The organism is Labrys sp. (in: a-proteobacteria) (assembly GCF_047605565.1).
Lineage (GTDB): Bacteria > Pseudomonadota > Alphaproteobacteria > Rhizobiales > Labraceae > Labrys > Labrys neptuniae.
In genome coordinates this window covers 236,300-251,894 of the sequence record NZ_JASGFM010000001.1, presented here as the reverse complement: position 1 = coordinate 251,894, position 15,595 = coordinate 236,300, and the positions used below count along the sequence as shown (strand labels likewise).

Annotated in this window: 11 protein-coding genes; 8 read left to right on the top strand and 3 right to left on the bottom strand. The window is 65.0% G+C overall.

The features are described from left to right. Positions 1 to 477: 477 nt before the first annotated feature. Entirely contained in the window at positions 478 to 1,704 is a 1,227-nt protein-coding gene (hemA, locus tag QM672_RS01205) for a 5-aminolevulinate synthase (RefSeq protein WP_415080482.1), read from the bottom strand. 477 nt (positions 1,705 to 2,181) lie between these two features. On the opposite strand from hemA, the gene QM672_RS01200 reads away from it, so the two are divergent. From QM672_RS01200 to QM672_RS01185, 4 genes are all read left to right on the top strand, one after another. After that, positions 2,182 to 3,060: a DMT family transporter gene (locus QM672_RS01200; RefSeq protein ID WP_415080392.1), complete on the top strand. Its 879-nt coding sequence runs from the start codon at positions 2,182 to 2,184 to the stop codon at positions 3,058 to 3,060. A gap of 208 nt (positions 3,061 to 3,268) precedes the next feature. Further along, positions 3,269 to 3,556 (top strand): co-chaperone GroES, encoded by a 288-nt coding sequence (gene groES / locus QM672_RS01195; protein ID WP_311942632.1) that lies wholly within the window; start codon positions 3,269 to 3,271, stop codon positions 3,554 to 3,556. A gap of 42 nt (positions 3,557 to 3,598) precedes the next feature. Beyond that, positions 3,599 to 5,239, top strand: a complete 1,641-nt coding sequence (groL, locus tag QM672_RS01190) for a chaperonin GroEL (protein ID WP_415080391.1) — start codon at positions 3,599 to 3,601, stop codon at positions 5,237 to 5,239. 299 nt (positions 5,240 to 5,538) lie between these two features. Then, on the top strand, positions 5,539 to 7,383 hold the full coding sequence (locus QM672_RS01185; RefSeq protein WP_311942637.1) for a monovalent cation:proton antiporter-2 (CPA2) family protein: 1,845 nt from the start codon (positions 5,539 to 5,541) through the stop codon (positions 7,381 to 7,383). 145 nt (positions 7,384 to 7,528) lie between these two features. On the opposite strand, the gene QM672_RS01180 is transcribed toward QM672_RS01185, so the two are convergent. Beyond that, positions 7,529 to 7,942, bottom strand: coding sequence for a nuclear transport factor 2 family protein (locus tag QM672_RS01180; protein ID WP_415080390.1), 414 nt, complete (start codon positions 7,940 to 7,942; stop codon positions 7,529 to 7,531). Positions 7,943 to 8,139: 197 nt separating this feature from the next. On the opposite strand from QM672_RS01180, the gene QM672_RS01175 reads away from it, so the two are divergent. From QM672_RS01175 to QM672_RS01160, 4 genes are all read left to right on the top strand, one after another. Continuing rightward, entirely contained in the window at positions 8,140 to 9,339 is a 1,200-nt protein-coding gene (locus QM672_RS01175; RefSeq protein WP_415080389.1) for an amidohydrolase family protein, read from the top strand. Positions 9,340 to 9,612: 273 nt separating this feature from the next. After that, positions 9,613 to 10,560 carry a choline ABC transporter substrate-binding protein gene (locus QM672_RS01170; RefSeq protein WP_415080388.1) on the top strand — a complete coding sequence of 316 codons (948 nt, stop codon included), beginning with the start codon at positions 9,613 to 9,615 and terminating at the stop codon, positions 10,558 to 10,560. Between the two features lie 116 nt (positions 10,561 to 10,676). Then, entirely contained in the window at positions 10,677 to 11,507 is an 831-nt protein-coding gene (locus QM672_RS01165; RefSeq protein WP_415080387.1) for an FAD binding domain-containing protein, read from the top strand. A 10-nt stretch (positions 11,508 to 11,517) separates the two neighbouring features. After that, on the top strand, positions 11,518 to 14,271 hold the full coding sequence (locus QM672_RS01160; RefSeq protein ID WP_415080386.1) for a molybdopterin-dependent oxidoreductase: 2,754 nt from the start codon (positions 11,518 to 11,520) through the stop codon (positions 14,269 to 14,271). Between the two features lie 107 nt (positions 14,272 to 14,378). On the opposite strand, the gene QM672_RS01155 is transcribed toward QM672_RS01160, so the two are convergent. Continuing rightward, positions 14,379 to 15,581, bottom strand: coding sequence for a hypothetical protein (locus tag QM672_RS01155; RefSeq protein WP_415080385.1), 1,203 nt, complete (start codon positions 15,579 to 15,581; stop codon positions 14,379 to 14,381). Between the last annotated feature and the right edge of the window lie 14 nt (positions 15,582 to 15,595).

Here is a 15,595-nt window from a genome sequence, read left to right as displayed (position 1 = left end):
CGTCAACAAACGCCGGAACGATCGGCCCCAGTCCCCCCGGAAGCCGTAACGAAACGTTTGTGCGTAAATCGCCAACAAAGATTGAATCAAAAGGCAGAGCCGTTGATTTCGGGCCACAAGGCGCGCCATTCCCGAAATATGGTAACTTTTCGGCTAGCAATCATGGTTACCGCTGCGGCCTGTTTTGGGCCCCGTCCCGTCTCGGCCCATGCCGCCGTCGCAAGCGCCACCACGCGCCCGCAACACGCCGGCGTGCTTCACGCGGTTCGCATGACGAGAAGCCGAATTTCGGAGACAACGCATTTCACTTGCGGAAGAAACGCTCCGATTTGTCATTGCCGGGCGTGACCCGGCAATCCAGCCCTCGCGGCCGGTTGCGCGTGCGGCTTCTGGATAGCCGGGTCAAGCCCGGCTATGACATGGTCGTGCGAACTCGAAGACGCCTCGGCGAACTGCAATTGCGTACCGGAGGCCGGCTTATTCCGCGGCGGCCCGCAGCCGGAAGGGCAGGTCGAGCTTGCGCCACACCGCCACCAGCGCCTTCGTCAGTTCGGCGATCAAGGCTTCGTCATGGAAAGGCGTCGGCGTGATGCGCAGACGCTCGGTGCCGCGTGGCACGGTGGGGTAGTTGATCGGCTGGATATAGATGCCGTGCTCGGCGAGCAGCATGTCACTGGCGGCCTTGCAGCGTTCGGCATCGCCGACGATCACCGGCACGATATGGGTTTGCGAGATCGTCACCGGCAAGCCGGCATCCGCAAGCGCCGCCTTGGTGCGGGCCGCATTGGCCTGCTGGGCCGCGCGCTCGCTCTGCGAGGTCTTGAGGTGGCGGACCGAGGCCTGGGCCGCCGCCGCCACCGCCGGCGGCAGCGCCGAGGTGAAGATGAAGCCCGGCGCATGCGAGCGCACGGCATCGACGATGGGTGTGTTGGCGGCGATATAGCCGCCCAGCGTGCCGAAAGCCTTGGCGAGCGTGCCTTCGATCACGTCGACGCGTGCCATCTCGCCGTCACGCTCGGCGATGCCGCCGCCCCGCGCGCCATACATGCCGACGGCATGGACTTCGTCGAGATAGGTCATGGCGTTGTAGCGTTCGGCCAGATCGCAGATCCGCCCGATCGGCGCGATGTCGCCATCCATGGAATAGACGCTCTCGAAGGCGATCAGCTTGGGACGCTCCTTGCCGGCCTTGCGCAGGAGCTCCTCGAGATGATCGAGATCGTTGTGGCGGAAGATCACCTTCTCGCGGCCCGATTGCCGCACGCCCTCGATCATCGAATTGTGGTTGAGCTGGTCGGACAGGATCAGGCCGTCGGGCAGCAGCTTGCCGATGGTGGAGATGCCGGTCTGGTTGGACACATAGCCGGAGGTGAAGACGAGGGCCGCCAGCTTGCCGTGGAGATCGGCAAGCTCCTGCTCCAACATCACCACCTGATGGCTGTTGCCCGAGATGTTGCGCGTGCCGCCGGCACCGACGCCGAGTTGCTGGGCCGCCTCGACCATCGCCGCGATCGAGGCCGGATGCTGGCCCATGCCGAGATAGTCGTTGGAGCACCACACCACGATCTCGCGCGGACCATCGGGCGCATGCCAGAGGGCATGGGGAAAGCGCCCCGCGATCCGTTCGATGTCGGCGAAGACACGATAGCGCTTCTCGCGCCGGAGAGCGTCGACAGCCGTTTCGAAAATCGCAGTATAGTTCATCATTTCAACCCAAACTCGCCTTCGGCCGGCCCTGGCCGGCGATGGTCAATATCCGGCGACACCGGCCCCGAGAGATCGTTGCTCGCTTCGAATTCTTCCAATCTGGATCAGTCATAACCCGGATTTCGGGCCGATGCACCATGATGGACAGTAAAGACGGCGATTGGTCGCGGGTCCCTGCGCTTTCGCACGCAACGCAACCTCACGACGCAAAACTAAGGCAAAGGTGCCCGGCCGTCTTCCTCCGATTGCTGGAAAGTGCTTCCGGCAGGAGTGCGAACGGGTCGAGGACAAAGAAATATTTTCGACGCCCGATGGACGATTCACCCCCATCCTTATTAATGAAAGGAAACAAGATTTCCTGATGCACAGCGGCTACCCCGTGTTCCTCCCCGATATCGAGACCCGTGAAGCCCGCGAGAGGGATGGCGCCGCCGGGCCCCGCGCCCCGGCAAAACTCCGAGGGCCGGTGCGGCCATGAGGAACGAGGCTTCGCTGCGTCCTATCCTGATGTCGGGACTGGGGGTGACCTTCCTGGCCTTTCTCGACACCGGCATGAAAGTGATCTCGACCACCTATCCCCTCATGCAGGCCATCACCATGCGCTATGGCGCCGGGGCCGTGATCGCCTTGGCGATCTATCTCCTCTTCGCCAAGGGCTGGCCGAGTCCGGCCGCCTTCAGGCGCAACGGCCTGCGCGCCGTGGTGGTGCTGGCGACGGCGGCCTGCTTCTTCACGGCAATTTCGCGGCTGCCGCTGGTCGAGGCGATCACCCTCACCTTCCTCGCCCCGTTGCTGATGGCACTGCTGGGGCGCATCATCCTGAAGGAGCCGATCGCCGTGCGGGCGCTGGTCGCCATCCTGGTCGGCTTTGCCGGCGTGCTGGTGATCGCCCGTGGCCAGGAGGCCAGCCAGGCCCATGCCTTCGACGTGATCGGCCTGTTGGCCGCGCTCGGCTGCGCCTTCTTCTATGCCCTGTCGATGGTGCTGATGCGCCAGCAGTCGAGCCAGGATTCGACCCTGACCATCGTGATGCTCTCCAATTGTTTCGCCTTCCTGTTCGTATTGCCGGCCGGGCTGTGGCAATGGCAACCGGTCACGCTCGAGCATTGGGCGATCACGGCCACGGTGGGCCTGTTCGGCACATTCGGGCATCTGTGCCTCGCCTGGGCCTATGCGCGTGGCCATGCCGCGCGGCTCGGCATCATGGAATATACCGCCTTCGTCTGGGCGATGATCTTCGGCTACTACCTCTTCGCCGAAGTGCCGACGAACTGGACGCTCGCGGGCGCTACGCTGATCATGGCAGCCTGTCTCTTCGCCACCTTCAGCGCTCCGCGGGCCCGCCCGGCCTGAGGCCCGGCCGGGATTCGTCCCCCGTCCCATTCACCAAATTCACTTTGGTCGAAATTGTTTGCAGGGGCGCTCCTTGACAGTCCGCAGGGGGCTGACTAAATCCCGGTCAGTCGTTAGCACTCACCATTGCTGAGTGCTAACGGTCTATCATAAAATCCCTTCGATGTGGACCAAGGGGCCCCGCCCCTCGCACAAGAGGAAGACAACCATGAAGTTCCGTCCGCTCCACGACCGCGTGGTCGTCCAGCGCGTCGATGCCGAAGAAAAGACCAAGGGCGGCATCATCATCCCCGACACTGCCAAGGAAAAGCCCCAGGAGGGCAAGGTCATCGCCGTCGGCCCGGGTGGCCGCGACGAAGCCGGCAAGCTCACCCCCCTCGATGTCAAGGCTGGTGATCGCGTCCTGTTCGGCAAGTGGTCCGGCACCGAGATCAAGCTCGATGGTGAGGATTACCTCATCATGAAGGAATCCGACATCATGGGTATCGTTGCCTAATCGGCAGCTACCATTCTCCCCATTCATTCTGAGGACACCCACATGGCTGCCAAGGAAGTCAAATTCTCTACCGACGCGCGCGACAAGATGCTGCGCGGCGTCGACATTCTCGCCAATGCCGTCAAGGTCACGCTGGGCCCGAAGGGCCGCAATGTCGTGATCGAGAAGTCGTTCGGCGCGCCCCGCATCACCAAGGACGGCGTCACCGTCGCCAAGGAGATCGAGCTCGAGGACAAGTTCGAGAACATGGGCGCCCAGATGGTGCGCGAAGTGGCCTCGAAGTCCAACGACCCCGCCGGCGACGGCACCACCACCGCCACCGTGCTCGCCCAGGCCATCGTCCGCGAGGGCGCCAAGGCCGTGGCCGCCGGCATGAACCCGATGGACCTGAAGCGCGGCATCGACAAGGCTGTCGGCGTCGTCGTCGAGCAGATCAAGGCGTCCTCCAAGAAGGTCACCACCAACGGCGAAATCGCCCAGGTCGGCACCATCTCGGCCAACGGCGACCTCGAAGTCGGCGAAATGATCGCCAAGGCGATGGAAAAGGTCGGCAATGAAGGCGTCATCACGGTTGAAGAAGCCAAGACCGCCGAAACTGAACTCGACGTCGTCGAAGGCATGCAGTTCGACCGCGGCTACCTGTCGCCCTACTTCATCACCAACGCCGAGAAGATGATCGCGGACCTCGAGGATCCCTACATCCTCATCCACGAGAAGAAGCTCTCGGGCCTCCAGGCCATGCTGCCGGTGCTCGAAGCCGTCGTGCAGACCGGCAAGCCCCTGCTCATCGTCGCTGAAGACGTCGAAGGCGAAGCTCTCGCCACCCTCGTCGTCAACAAGCTGCGTGGCGGCCTGAAGATCGCTGCCGTCAAGGCTCCGGGCTTCGGCGATCGCCGCAAGGCCATGCTGGAAGACATCGCCATCCTCACGGGCGGCCAGGTGATCTCCGACGACCTCGGCATCAAGCTCGAGACCGTGACCCTCCAGATGCTCGGCCGCGCCAAGAAGGTGTCGATCGAGAAGGAGAAGACCACGATCGTCGACGGCGCCGGCAAGAAGAAGGACATCGAAGGCCGCGTCTCCCAGATCAAGGCTCAGATCGAAGAGACCACCTCCGACTACGACCGCGAGAAGCTCCAGGAGCGTCTGGCCAAGCTCGCCGGCGGCGTTGCCGTCATCCGCGTCGGTGGTTCCACCGAAGTGGAAGTCAAGGAGAAGAAGGATCGCGTTGACGACGCTCTGAACGCCACCCGCGCGGCCGTTCAGGAAGGCATCGTCCCCGGCGGCGGCACGGCTCTGCTCCGCGCCAAGGCTGCGGTCGCCAAGCTCTCCTCCGACAACTCCGACATCCGCGCCGGCATCAAGATCGTCGAGAAGGCTCTCGAAGCCCCGATCCGGCAGATCTGCGAGAACTCGGGCGTCGAAGGCTCGATCGTCGTCGGCAAGATCCTCGAGAACAAGTCGAAGACCTTCGGTTTCGACGCGCAGAACGAGGAATATGTCGACCTGCTCGAGAAGGGCATCGTCGATCCGGCCAAGGTCGTGCGCACCGCGCTGCAGGACGCCGCTTCGGTGGCTTCGCTCCTGATCACCACGGAAGCGATGATCGGCGAAGCGCCGAAGGACAAGGCCGCTGCGGCTCCGGCAATGCCGGGCGGTGGCATGGGCGGCATGGACTTCTAAGAAGTCCCTTCGCCCAAAAGCGAAACATGCTCAAGTCCGGCATGCCGGACTTGAGGGGGGGCATGGACTTCTAAGTCCGGTCTCCTCGTGAGAATCTCGAAGGGCGGTGCGCAAGCGCCGCCCTTTTTGTTTGCCTGGATCATGCTTGTCGAAGGGCGCCCTTGAACCGGGCCGCCAGAGCAATAAATCTGGAAGACGCCCGTCTCTTTCCAAGGTCTCCCAGCCCGGTCATTCGCGTTCTCGAGTGCCTGGCGTCCCAAGGGAATTGACCTCGCTGCTCTCCAATTGCATGAAGGCTCATGGAACATTCCAACGCCAGTTTTCTCCCCAGCCTTCTGCTTTTCCTCGGCGCCGCCGTCGTCGCGGTTCCCATCTTCAAGCGCATCGGCTTCGGCGCTATCCTCGGTTACCTGATCGCCGGCTTGGCGATCGGCCCTTCCGGCTTCGCGCTGTTCACCGATACCGTCACCATCCAGCATATCGGCGAGATCGGCATCGTCCTCCTGCTCTTCGTCATCGGGCTCGAGCTGCAGCTCTCGCGCCTGCTGGCGATGCGCAAGGATATTTTCGGCCTCGGCGGCCTGCAGCTCGTGGTCTGCGCCCTGGTGATCGGCGGCATCGCCCATGCACTCGGCCTGTCGGTGATGGGGGCGGCACTCACCGGAATTGCCCTTGCCCTCTCCGCCACCGCCATCGCCCTGCAGGTCCTGGGCGAGCGCGGCGAATTGCAGGCGCCCTATGGCCAGCGCAGCTTCGCGGTCCTGCTGTTCCAGGACATGTCGGTGGTGCCGATCCTGGCCTTGATCCCGCTTTTTGCTGTCGAAGCTACCCATGCGGCCAGTGAGGGCGGCGGCTGGACCCGCACCGGCATCATGATCGGCTCGATCGCCGTGGTGGTGCTGGCGGGGCGTTATCTGCTCAACCCGCTGTTCCGCATCCTCGCCACCACCGACGCCCGCGAGGTGATGACGGCCGCCGCCCTGCTTTTGGTGCTCGGCACTGCCCTCCTGATGCAGTGGGCCGGCATGTCGATGGCCCTTGGCGCCTTCCTCGCCGGCGTGCTGCTGGCCGAATCGAATTTCCGCCACGAGCTCGAGGCCGATATCGAGCCCTTCCGCGGGCTGCTGCTCGGCCTGTTCTTCATGAGCGTTGGCATGGACATCAATGGCGCCCTGGTGCTGCAGCACTGGCTGGCCCTGGTGGTGGCCGCCCTCGGCCTCATCCTGGTCAAGTCCGTCTCGGTCGCCGCCGTCTTCCGCCTCACCGGCTCCACCAAGCTCGATGCCATCCGCTCCGGCATCCTGCTCTCGCCGGCCGGCGAATTCGCTTTCGTGCTGATCCCGCTCGGACTGTCCTACGGCTTCCTCCAGGGCGAGCAGGCCGGTTTCGTCAAGGCATTGGCGGCCTTCACCATGCTGTTCGGCCCCTTGATCGCGGCCGGCTCCGAGCGACTGCTCACCCGCTTCGCCCCGGCCGAGTTGACCCGGGAGGAAGATTATTCCGACGCGCACGGCAAGGCTCTGGTCATCGGCTTCGGCCGCTTCGGCCAGGTCGTCTCGCAGGTCCTGCGCACCGCCGACATCGAGACGACCATCATCGACAAGGATGTCGAGATGATCGACGTCGCCGCCCGCTTCGGTGCCAAGGTCTATTTCGGTGATGGCGGCCGGCTGGACGTGCTGCGCGCGGCCGGTGCCGGCGAGGCCCGCGTGATCTGCGTTGCGATCGACGACCGCGCCACGGCGGTGAAGATCGTCGAGATGGTCAAGGCCGAGTTTCCGCTCACCGAGGTCTATTCCCGCGCCTATGACCGCCAGCACGTGCTGGCGCTGCTGAGTGCCGGCGTCGATTTCCACATGCGCGAGACCTATGAGAGCGCCCTCGCCTTCGGACGATCGACCCTGGAAGCCCTCGGTGTCGACAATGTCGAGGCCGAGGAGATCATCGAGGATGTGCGCGATCGCGACGCAAGGCGCATCGTGGCGCAGCAGCAGGGTGGCATCTATGCCGGCATGGACCTGGTCAATTCCAAGCGCCTGATGAAGCCCGAGCCGCTGGAGCGTCCCGACACCGTCGGCGTCACCCTGAACAAGGAAGCCATCGACGCAGCCGAGGAGGCGAAGGAAGACGAAGAGACCGGCTGACGCAGCTTCATCGCGCTAGAGTATGGTGCCGAAAGGTGGGTACCGGCTTTCGGCGAAGACGATGCATCAACAATCAATGACAGCGTCGTGACCGAGTCGGAGATCGGGCACGATGCCGTAGCCTGACGCCCATCGAAGCGCACAGTCAGGCGGCCAAGCCCATTGCCTTGGCCGCCATATGGGTATCGCAGAATTGCAGGAACTGCTTGATCCTGCCGTCGGCGATCTCCAACAAGTCCAGCGTCTCCGTATCGAAGCGCTGCCCGGTCGGCACGAACAGCATGGTGCCCTTGGCGTGGACGGCGATGCGATCGCCATCCACCAGGATGGCGTCGATCCGATAGTCCTTCCAGTCCCAGGCCTCCACCAATTGGCGCATCGCCTGCCGCAAATTGTCCTGCCCGCGGACCTTGGTCGTCAGGACACCTAGCACCTCATCGCCAGCGAGCCGGAAGCTCGGATCCGACCCGAAACATTGCATGATGCCGTCCAAATCGCCGGCACTGCGCCGCTCATAGGCCCGGCGCACCAGCTCTTCCACGCTTGCCCGATCGCTCATGACGTTTCCCTCCAGCCGCATCGCACCGCGCTGGAGAAGCCGGACGAGGCGGATACCGCTAGAATACGCCTGCGCCGGCATCGGCCAAAGCGGCACTTTCGGTGATGGGCGATCGACAAGCCGTCGCCCCATGGGCCCTTGAGCTGTTCAAAATTGTTTGTAGACTAACGATCTCAAACCATCGGGAGGAGCACAGCATGGCGCATGAGGAAGCTAGGGACGGCGGGGCCAATGACAAGCTCGTCATTCGCAATATCGGCCTCATCTTGAGCGGCGACATCGCCAATCCTATCCTCGACGCCGATACCATCGTAGCGGTCGGCGGCCGCATCGCCGCCATCGGCCGGGAGAAGGATATCGACCTTTCCGGTGCCACCCGCGTGATCGACGCCTCCGGCACCGCCGTCACCCCGGGCCTGATCGACAGCCATGTCCATCCCGTCGCCGGCGACTGGACGCCGCGGCAGAACCAGCTCGGCTGGATCGAATCCAACCTCCATGGCGGCGTCACCACCATGATCTCGGCCGGCGAGGTGCACACACCTGGGCGCCCCCGGGATGTCGTCGGTCTCAAGGCGATGGCGATCTACGCCCAGCGCACCTTCTCCGCCTTCCGGCCCAGCGGCGTGAAGATCCATGCCGGCGCACCGGTGATCGAACCCGACATGGTGGAGGACGACTTCAGGGAACTCGCCGCTGCCGGCGTGAAGCTGCTCGGCGAGGTCGGTCTCGGCGGTGTCAAGGACGGCCCCACCGCGCGCAGGATGGTGGGCTGGGCCCGCAAATACGGCATCCAGTCGACCATCCATACCGGCGGCCCCTCGATTCCGGGCTCCGGCCTGATCGACAAGGATGTCGTGCTGGAAGCCGATACCGATGTCGTCGGCCACATCAATGGCGGCCATACTGCTTTGCCGCTCGACCAGATCCGCTGCATCTGCGAGGGCTGCGGCCGTGGCCTGGAACTGGTGCATAACGGCAATGAACGGGCCGCCCTCTACACGCTGCGCACCGCGCGCGAGATGAACCAGCTCGAACGCGTCATCCTCGGCACGGACGCGCCGGCCGGATCGGGCGTGCAGCCGCTCGGCATCCTGCGCATGGTCTCGATGCTGTCCTCGCTCGGCGACGTGCCGGCCGAGATCGCCCTGTGCTTTGCCACCGGCAACACCGCCCGCATGCGCTCGCTCGACTGCGGATTGATCGAAGTGGGCCGGGCTGCGGATTTCGTGCTGATGGACAAGGCCCAGCATTCGGCGGGCAAGGACCTTCTGGACAGCATCCAGCTCGGCGACCTGCCTGGCATCGGCATGACGGTCATCGATGGCGTGGTGCGCACCCAGCGCAGCCGCAACACGCCGCCGGCGACGAAGATGCCGGTGATCGTCGGGCCCTGAGGGTCCGCGTCGCGCGCCGGCGGACGACCGAGGACCCTGTCACTGCCAGGAGGCACCAGTGATACGGCCCGCCTTAGGGTAACAGCGGCGCATCCGCATCAACAAGGGTGCCCGCAGTCACATAGGCGGTACGCAGGTACTGTGCTTGGCTGGAGGCCCGCGCGCCCTCGATGCCTGTATCCCCTTGCATCCCTGTTCCGGGGTCCCAGCGTGCCGTGTTCGCGCAGCGGATCAAGGACAGGAGAGAGCCTCATCGGCTCCAGGAGGGGTAAAATGAAGCATATCGGCACCATATTCGCCATGGCCGCGCTGCTGGTGGGCGCGGCGGGACCCGCCCTCGCGGCCGATCCGGAAAATTGCAAGGCGGTGCGGTTTTCCGATGTCGGCTGGACCGACATCACCTCGACCACCGCCATCGCCTCGGTCATGCTCAAGGGACTGGGCTATAGGCCCGAGACGACCGTGCTCTCCATTCCGGTCACCTATGCCTCGATGAAGGCCAAGGATATCGACGTCTACCTCGGCGACTGGCAACCGAGCATGGAGAACGACCGTAAGCCCTATCTGGAAGACAAGTCGATCGCGGTCATCGGCGCCAATCTGCCGGTGGGTGCGAAATACACCCTCGCCGTACCCGAATACACCTATGCCAAGGGACTGCACGACTTCGCCGACATCGCCAAGTTCCGGGACAGCCTGCAAGGCAAGATCTACGGCATCGAACCCGGCAACAACGGCAATCGCCTGGTGCAAGGCCTGATCGACGCGAACAAGAACGGCCTGAAGGGCTTCCAGGTCGTCGAATCCTCGGAGCAGGGCATGCTGGCCCAGCTCCAGGGTGCCGTTGCCCGCCAGGACGACATGGTCTTCTTGGCCTGGGCGCCGCATCCCATGAACGTCAACTTCAAGATCCGCTATCTTACCGGCGGCGACGACACCTTCGGGCCGGACTATGGCAAGGCCGTCGTCAATACCAATGTGCGTGCTGGCTGGGCCGAACAATGCCCGAATGCAGCCCGCTTCATCGCCAATCTGAAATTCACTGTGGAGCTGGAAAACCAGATGATGCAGATGATCACAGGCGACGGCTTGGACGGCCCGGCGGCGGCGGAAAAATACCTCAAGGGCAATCCCGGCGTGCTGGAAACCTGGCTCGCGGGAGTCACGACCTTCGATGGGCAGCCCGGCTTGCCGGCGATCCGCAAAAGCCTTGGCCTGTAAGGCCTGACCTCGGCGGGCGGGCGTCTTGCACCCGCCCTCTCAACCTTCACTTGACAGACTCCGGGACCTCGATAATTTATTAGTACACTAACAATTTCTCACTCCGCGAGGTGGGGATGTATCTGCGCCCCAGAACGGTGGACGAAGCCTGCGAGGCCCTCGCAGTTGAGCCGATGCGCATTCTCGCCGGCGGCACCGACATCTTCCCTGGCCTGGGCGACAGACCCCTGACCGGCGCCGTGCTCGACCTGTCCGCCATTGAAGGGCTGTCGGGCATCGAATTCGGTGTCGACCTCATCCGCATCGGCGCCCGTACGACCTGGTCGGCCATCGCCAGGGCTGCATTGCCGCCGGCTTTGCATGCTCTGCAGCAGGCCGCCCGCGAGGTCGGCGCCATCCAGATCCAGAATGCGGGAACCATAGCCGGCAATCTGTGCAATGCCTCGCCCGCCGCCGATGGCGTACCGCCTCTGCTCGCCCTCGATGCGCGCGTTGAACTGCGCTCGGCAAAAGGCACGCGCGAGCTGGCCCTGGCCGATTTCATCACGGGCTATCGCAGAACCGCCCGGCGCCCCGACGAATTGGTGAGTGCAGTCCTGGTGCCGCGCAGCATCGAGGCCGGCCGTTCGGCCTTCCTGAAGCTCGGGGCTCGCAAATATCTCGTCATCTCGATTGCGATGGTGGCCGTCATCATCGCTTGCGACGATGAAGGTAGAATCGTCGAGGCGCGTATCGCGGTCGGCGCCTGTTCGGAGGTCGCCCGACGCCTCACCGCTCTGGAGACGGCGCTCGTCGGCACGAAAGCGGGGCCTGGCCTCGGCGCGATGATCGAACCCGAGCATCTCGCAGGCCTTGCGCCGATCGACGACGTCAGGGCCAGTGCCGAGTATCGGCGTGATGCGGTAAGAACCTTGATTGCCCGAACGCTCGATGCGACCTTGCAATAGGGAGGGGTGGATGGACCAGAGGCTGCCCGGCTTCATGCTGAATGGCGAAACCGCCACCGTCGCGGCGGCGCCCGGCACCCGCCTGAGCCAGGTCCTGCGCGAAGGCTTCGGGCTGACGGGTACCAAGGTCGGCTGCGATGCCGGCGACTGCGGGGCCTGCACGGTCCTGCTCGACGGCGAGGCGGCCTGTTCCTGCCTGGTTGCCGCGGCGCAGATCGAGGGGCGCCGGGTCGACACCATCGAGGGGCTCACCCGCAGCAACCCTCTCACCGGGGCCTTGCAGGCCTCCTTCCTGCGGCACGGCGCGGCGCAGTGCGGCATCTGCACGCCCGCCATGCTCACGGCCGCCACGGCCTTGCTGCAGAGTGGAACCGAGGTGACGGAAGACAGCGTCGCCGATGCTCTCGGCGGCGTCCTCTGCCGCTGCACCGGCTATCGCAAGATCATCGCCGCCGTGCTGGCTGTGGCTGAAGGCCCTGCAACCGTCCTGCCTTCCACCCCCGAAAGCCCGGTCGGCTCGCGTATCGATCGTCTCGATGGCGCGGCCAAGGTGGAAGGGCGCGACATTTTCGGTGCCGACGAGACACCGCACGATGTCCTGGCCCTGCGTGCCATACGCAGCCCGCACCATCGGGCCGCCTTCGAGATCGGCAACGTCGACGCTTTCCTCGCCGCGCATCCCGGAATCGTCAGGGTCTTCACCGCCCGCGACGTGCCGGGCCGCAATTGCTACGGCGTCATTCCGGCCTTTGCCGATCAGCCGGTGTTCGCCAGTGGCGAAACCCGTTTCCGCGGCGAGGCAATTGCTGCCGTGGTGGGCGAGCCGGAAGCCATCCAGGCCCTCGACCTCTCGGCCTTCCCGGTCGACTGGACCCCGCTCACGGCCCTTGCGGCCATGGACGAGGCCCTCGCCTCGACCGATCTCCTCCATTCCGCCCGCCCCGAGAACGTCCTGACCCGAGGCCGCGTCGTGCGTGGTGACGCCGAAGCGGCGCTCGCCGCTGCCGATGCCGTGGTGGAGGGTGAGTTCGAGACCGGCTTCGTCGAGCACGCCTATATCGAACCGGAGGCCGGCTTTGCCCGCCGAGTGGGCGACCGGATCGAGATCCAGGCCTGCACGCAGGCGCCCTATATGGATCGCGACGACGTCGCCGGCCTGCTCGGCATCCCGCCGGAGAATGTGCGCATCATCCCCACCGCCGTGGGCGGCGGCTTCGGCTCCAAGCTCGACCTCTCAGTCCAGCCCTTCATCGCCGTCGCCGCCTGGCAGCTCGACCGTCCAGTTCGCATGGTCTATTCGCGCTCGGAATCGATCTCGACCACCACCAAGCGGCATCCGGCCCACATGAAGCTGCGGATCGGCGCCTCCGGGGACGGCAAGCTCACCGCCATGGATTTTTCCGGCGACTTCAACACCGGTGCCTATTCTTCCTGGGGGCCGACGGTGGCGAACCGCGTGCCGGTGCACGCCTCCGGCCCTTACTACATCCCGCATTATCGCGCCCTCGCCCGTGCCGTGCACACCCATCTGGTGCCGGCGGGCGCCTTTCGCGGCTTTGGCGTGCCGCAATCCTCGATCGCCCAGGAACAGCTCTATGACGCGCTTGCCGACAAGCTCGGCATCGACAGGCTGGAATTCCGCATTCTCAACGCCCTCACCAACGACCTGCCGACCGTGACGGGTCAGGTCCTCGGCAAGGGCGTCGGCATCAAGACGTGCCTCGAGGCCTTGCGAGATCCCTGGCGGCGAGCACGCGAGGAAGCCACCGCCTTCAATGGCAGCCAGCGCGGTTTCCTGCGACGCGGAGTGGGTGTTGCCGGCATGTGGTATGGCTGCGGCAACACGTCCCTGCCCAATCCGTCCACCATCCGGCTCGGGCTCAAGTCCGATGGGCGCCTGGCGCTGCACCAGGGCGCGGTCGATATCGGCCAGGGTTCCAATACGGCAATCACCCAGATCTGCGCACAGGCGCTCGGCGCCCCGGTGGAGGCCTTCGACCTCGTCTCCGCCGACACCGACCTGTCGCCCGATTGCGGCAAGACCTCGGCCTCGCGCCAGACCTTCGTCACCGGCAAGGCGGCGGAGCTCGCCGGGCGGGACCTGCGCGCGCAGATCCTGCGCCAGACCAATGCCGGCGAAACGGCCACCATCCGCTTCGGCGATGCCGTGCTGACGGTGGAGGACGGCGAAAGGGTGCGCACGCTCAGGCTGGCGGACCTGCCGGCCAACGATCTCGGCTATGCTCTTGCGACCGAACAGACCTTCGATCCGCCGACCAGCCCCCTCGACGCGGACGGCCAGGGCGAGCCCTACGCCCTCTACGGCTTCGGCGCCCATATGGCCGAAATCGAGGTCGATTGCGAGCTCGGCACCATCAAGGTCCTGAAGATCACCGCCACGCATGACGTCGGCCGCGCCATCAATCCCACCTTGGTGGAAGGCCAGATCGAAGGCGGCGTCGCCCAGGGCCTCGGCCTTGCCCTGATGGAGGAGTTCCATCCCGGCCGCGGCGAGAACCTGCACGATTATCTCATTCCCACCATCGGCGACGTGCCGCCGGTGGAGACGATCCTGATCGAGGACGCCTCACCCGTCGGCCCGTTCGGCGCCAAGGGCGTCGGCGAGCAGGCCCTCATTCCCACCGCGCCGGCCATCCTCAACGCGCTGCATGACGCGGCCGGGATCAGGCTGCGCCGGGTGCCGGCGACGCCGGACCGGGTCCGGGCCGCGATTTTGGAGCGCCGAGATTTGGACCGGCCCTGAAGCAGGATTTCCCGGGTGCGCGGGCATCTTGCCCGCTCTTGGAAACACCGTGCTTGCAGGGGAGGAAGAAGCGGACGGGACGTCCGCGCACCCGGGAACGCGTCAAATCACCGCTTGAACAGGCGGGCATCCGTCGGCGTGGGATCGCTGGGCAGCTGGGCCGCGCGGTGGCAGGCCTTGGCCTCCTCGATGAGCTGGTCGAGCAAGGCTGTGAACAGCACCGGCTTGGCCGCGGCCTCCCAGAGGAAATAGCCGAAGGAACCCGGGCAGGGATTGACCTCGTTGAGCCAGACTTCCCCGGTCCGTTCATTGGACAGGAAGTCGATCCGCGGCGCGCCAGTGCCGTTCACGGCATCGAAGGCCTCGCTCGCCCATTGCCGGATGGTGTTCTCCATGGCGGCCGGCAGTTCGGGATTGATGTCGCGCGTCAGCGACAGCATGCCCTGGCTCGAGGCGCCCGGCTGCTTGCCGCCGCCGGTCTTCTTGGAGCCGCCGGACATGTATTTGGTCTTGAAATCGAGCAGGTCGGTCTCGCGCTTGGGACGCTCGATGGCCGAGGTGACGATCTCGCCCTTCTCCCGGCGCACCGCGACGTTGTATTCGACCAGATTCTCGACGAAAGGCTCGATGATCGCGTGGGTGTCGAACTTGAAGATGCCGGGCAGCACCTGGCGCACGGTGTCGACGTCCTCGGCCCGGGCGACACCGATCGAGGAGCCCAGATGCGCCGGCTTGACGATCACAGGGAAGCTGATGTTCTTGAGAGAGGCTTCGAGGCCCGCCTTGTCGGGCACCAGGCCGGTCGCGGGGCGCGAGACCACCACGTCGGGCAGCATGCCGATACCGCGCCCGGCAAAGGCCCGCTTGGTGATGGCCTTGTCCATCAGGACGGCCGAAGCCAGGGTGCGAGCGCCGGTATAGGGCACGTTGGCCGTCTCGAACACGCCCTGCATCTGGCCGTCCTCGCCGATATTGCCATGGAAGGCGAGCAGGGCGACGTCGAACTCGATCGCCACGGGCTTCTTGGCGAAAAGTCCCGTCTTGCCGCGCGGAATCAGCAGCCCCTTGCCGGCCGACAAATCGAGGTCGACCCGCGTCAGCGCGCGCCGGGCCTCTTCGTCCGGAATGTAATTGGCACGGTTGCGCAGGGCATCGCCGGTGAACCAGGCACCATCCCCCGCGACATAGACGGGAAAACCTTCATATTTCGAGCTGTCGAGCGCGTTGAGCGCCTGCAGGCCTGAAACGATGGAGACGTCATGCTCCGGCGAGCGCCCACCGAACAGTACCGCGACGCGCGTTTTCGACATTGTGTTTCCTCATA

Excerpts from the sequence above, each read along its gene's own strand:
- hemA (WP_415080482.1), bottom strand. The coding sequence starts at position 1,704 with ATGAACTATACTGCGATTTTCGAAACGGCTGTCGACGCTCTCCGGCGC.
- QM672_RS01200 (WP_415080392.1), top strand. The coding sequence starts at position 2,182 with ATGAGGAACGAGGCTTCGCTGCGTCCTATCCTGATGTCGGGACTGGGG.
- groES (WP_311942632.1), top strand. The coding sequence starts at position 3,269 with ATGAAGTTCCGTCCGCTCCACGACCGCGTGGTCGTCCAGCGCGTCGAT.
- groL (WP_415080391.1), top strand. The coding sequence starts at position 3,599 with ATGGCTGCCAAGGAAGTCAAATTCTCTACCGACGCGCGCGACAAGATG.
- QM672_RS01185 (WP_311942637.1), top strand. The coding sequence starts at position 5,539 with ATGGAACATTCCAACGCCAGTTTTCTCCCCAGCCTTCTGCTTTTCCTC.
- QM672_RS01180 (WP_415080390.1), bottom strand. The coding sequence starts at position 7,942 with ATGAGCGATCGGGCAAGCGTGGAAGAGCTGGTGCGCCGGGCCTATGAG.
- QM672_RS01175 (WP_415080389.1), top strand. The coding sequence starts at position 8,140 with ATGGCGCATGAGGAAGCTAGGGACGGCGGGGCCAATGACAAGCTCGTC.
- QM672_RS01170 (WP_415080388.1), top strand. The coding sequence starts at position 9,613 with ATGAAGCATATCGGCACCATATTCGCCATGGCCGCGCTGCTGGTGGGC.
- QM672_RS01165 (WP_415080387.1), top strand. The coding sequence starts at position 10,677 with ATGTATCTGCGCCCCAGAACGGTGGACGAAGCCTGCGAGGCCCTCGCA.
- QM672_RS01160 (WP_415080386.1), top strand. The coding sequence starts at position 11,518 with ATGGACCAGAGGCTGCCCGGCTTCATGCTGAATGGCGAAACCGCCACC.
- QM672_RS01155 (WP_415080385.1), bottom strand. The coding sequence starts at position 15,581 with ATGTCGAAAACGCGCGTCGCGGTACTGTTCGGTGGGCGCTCGCCGGAG.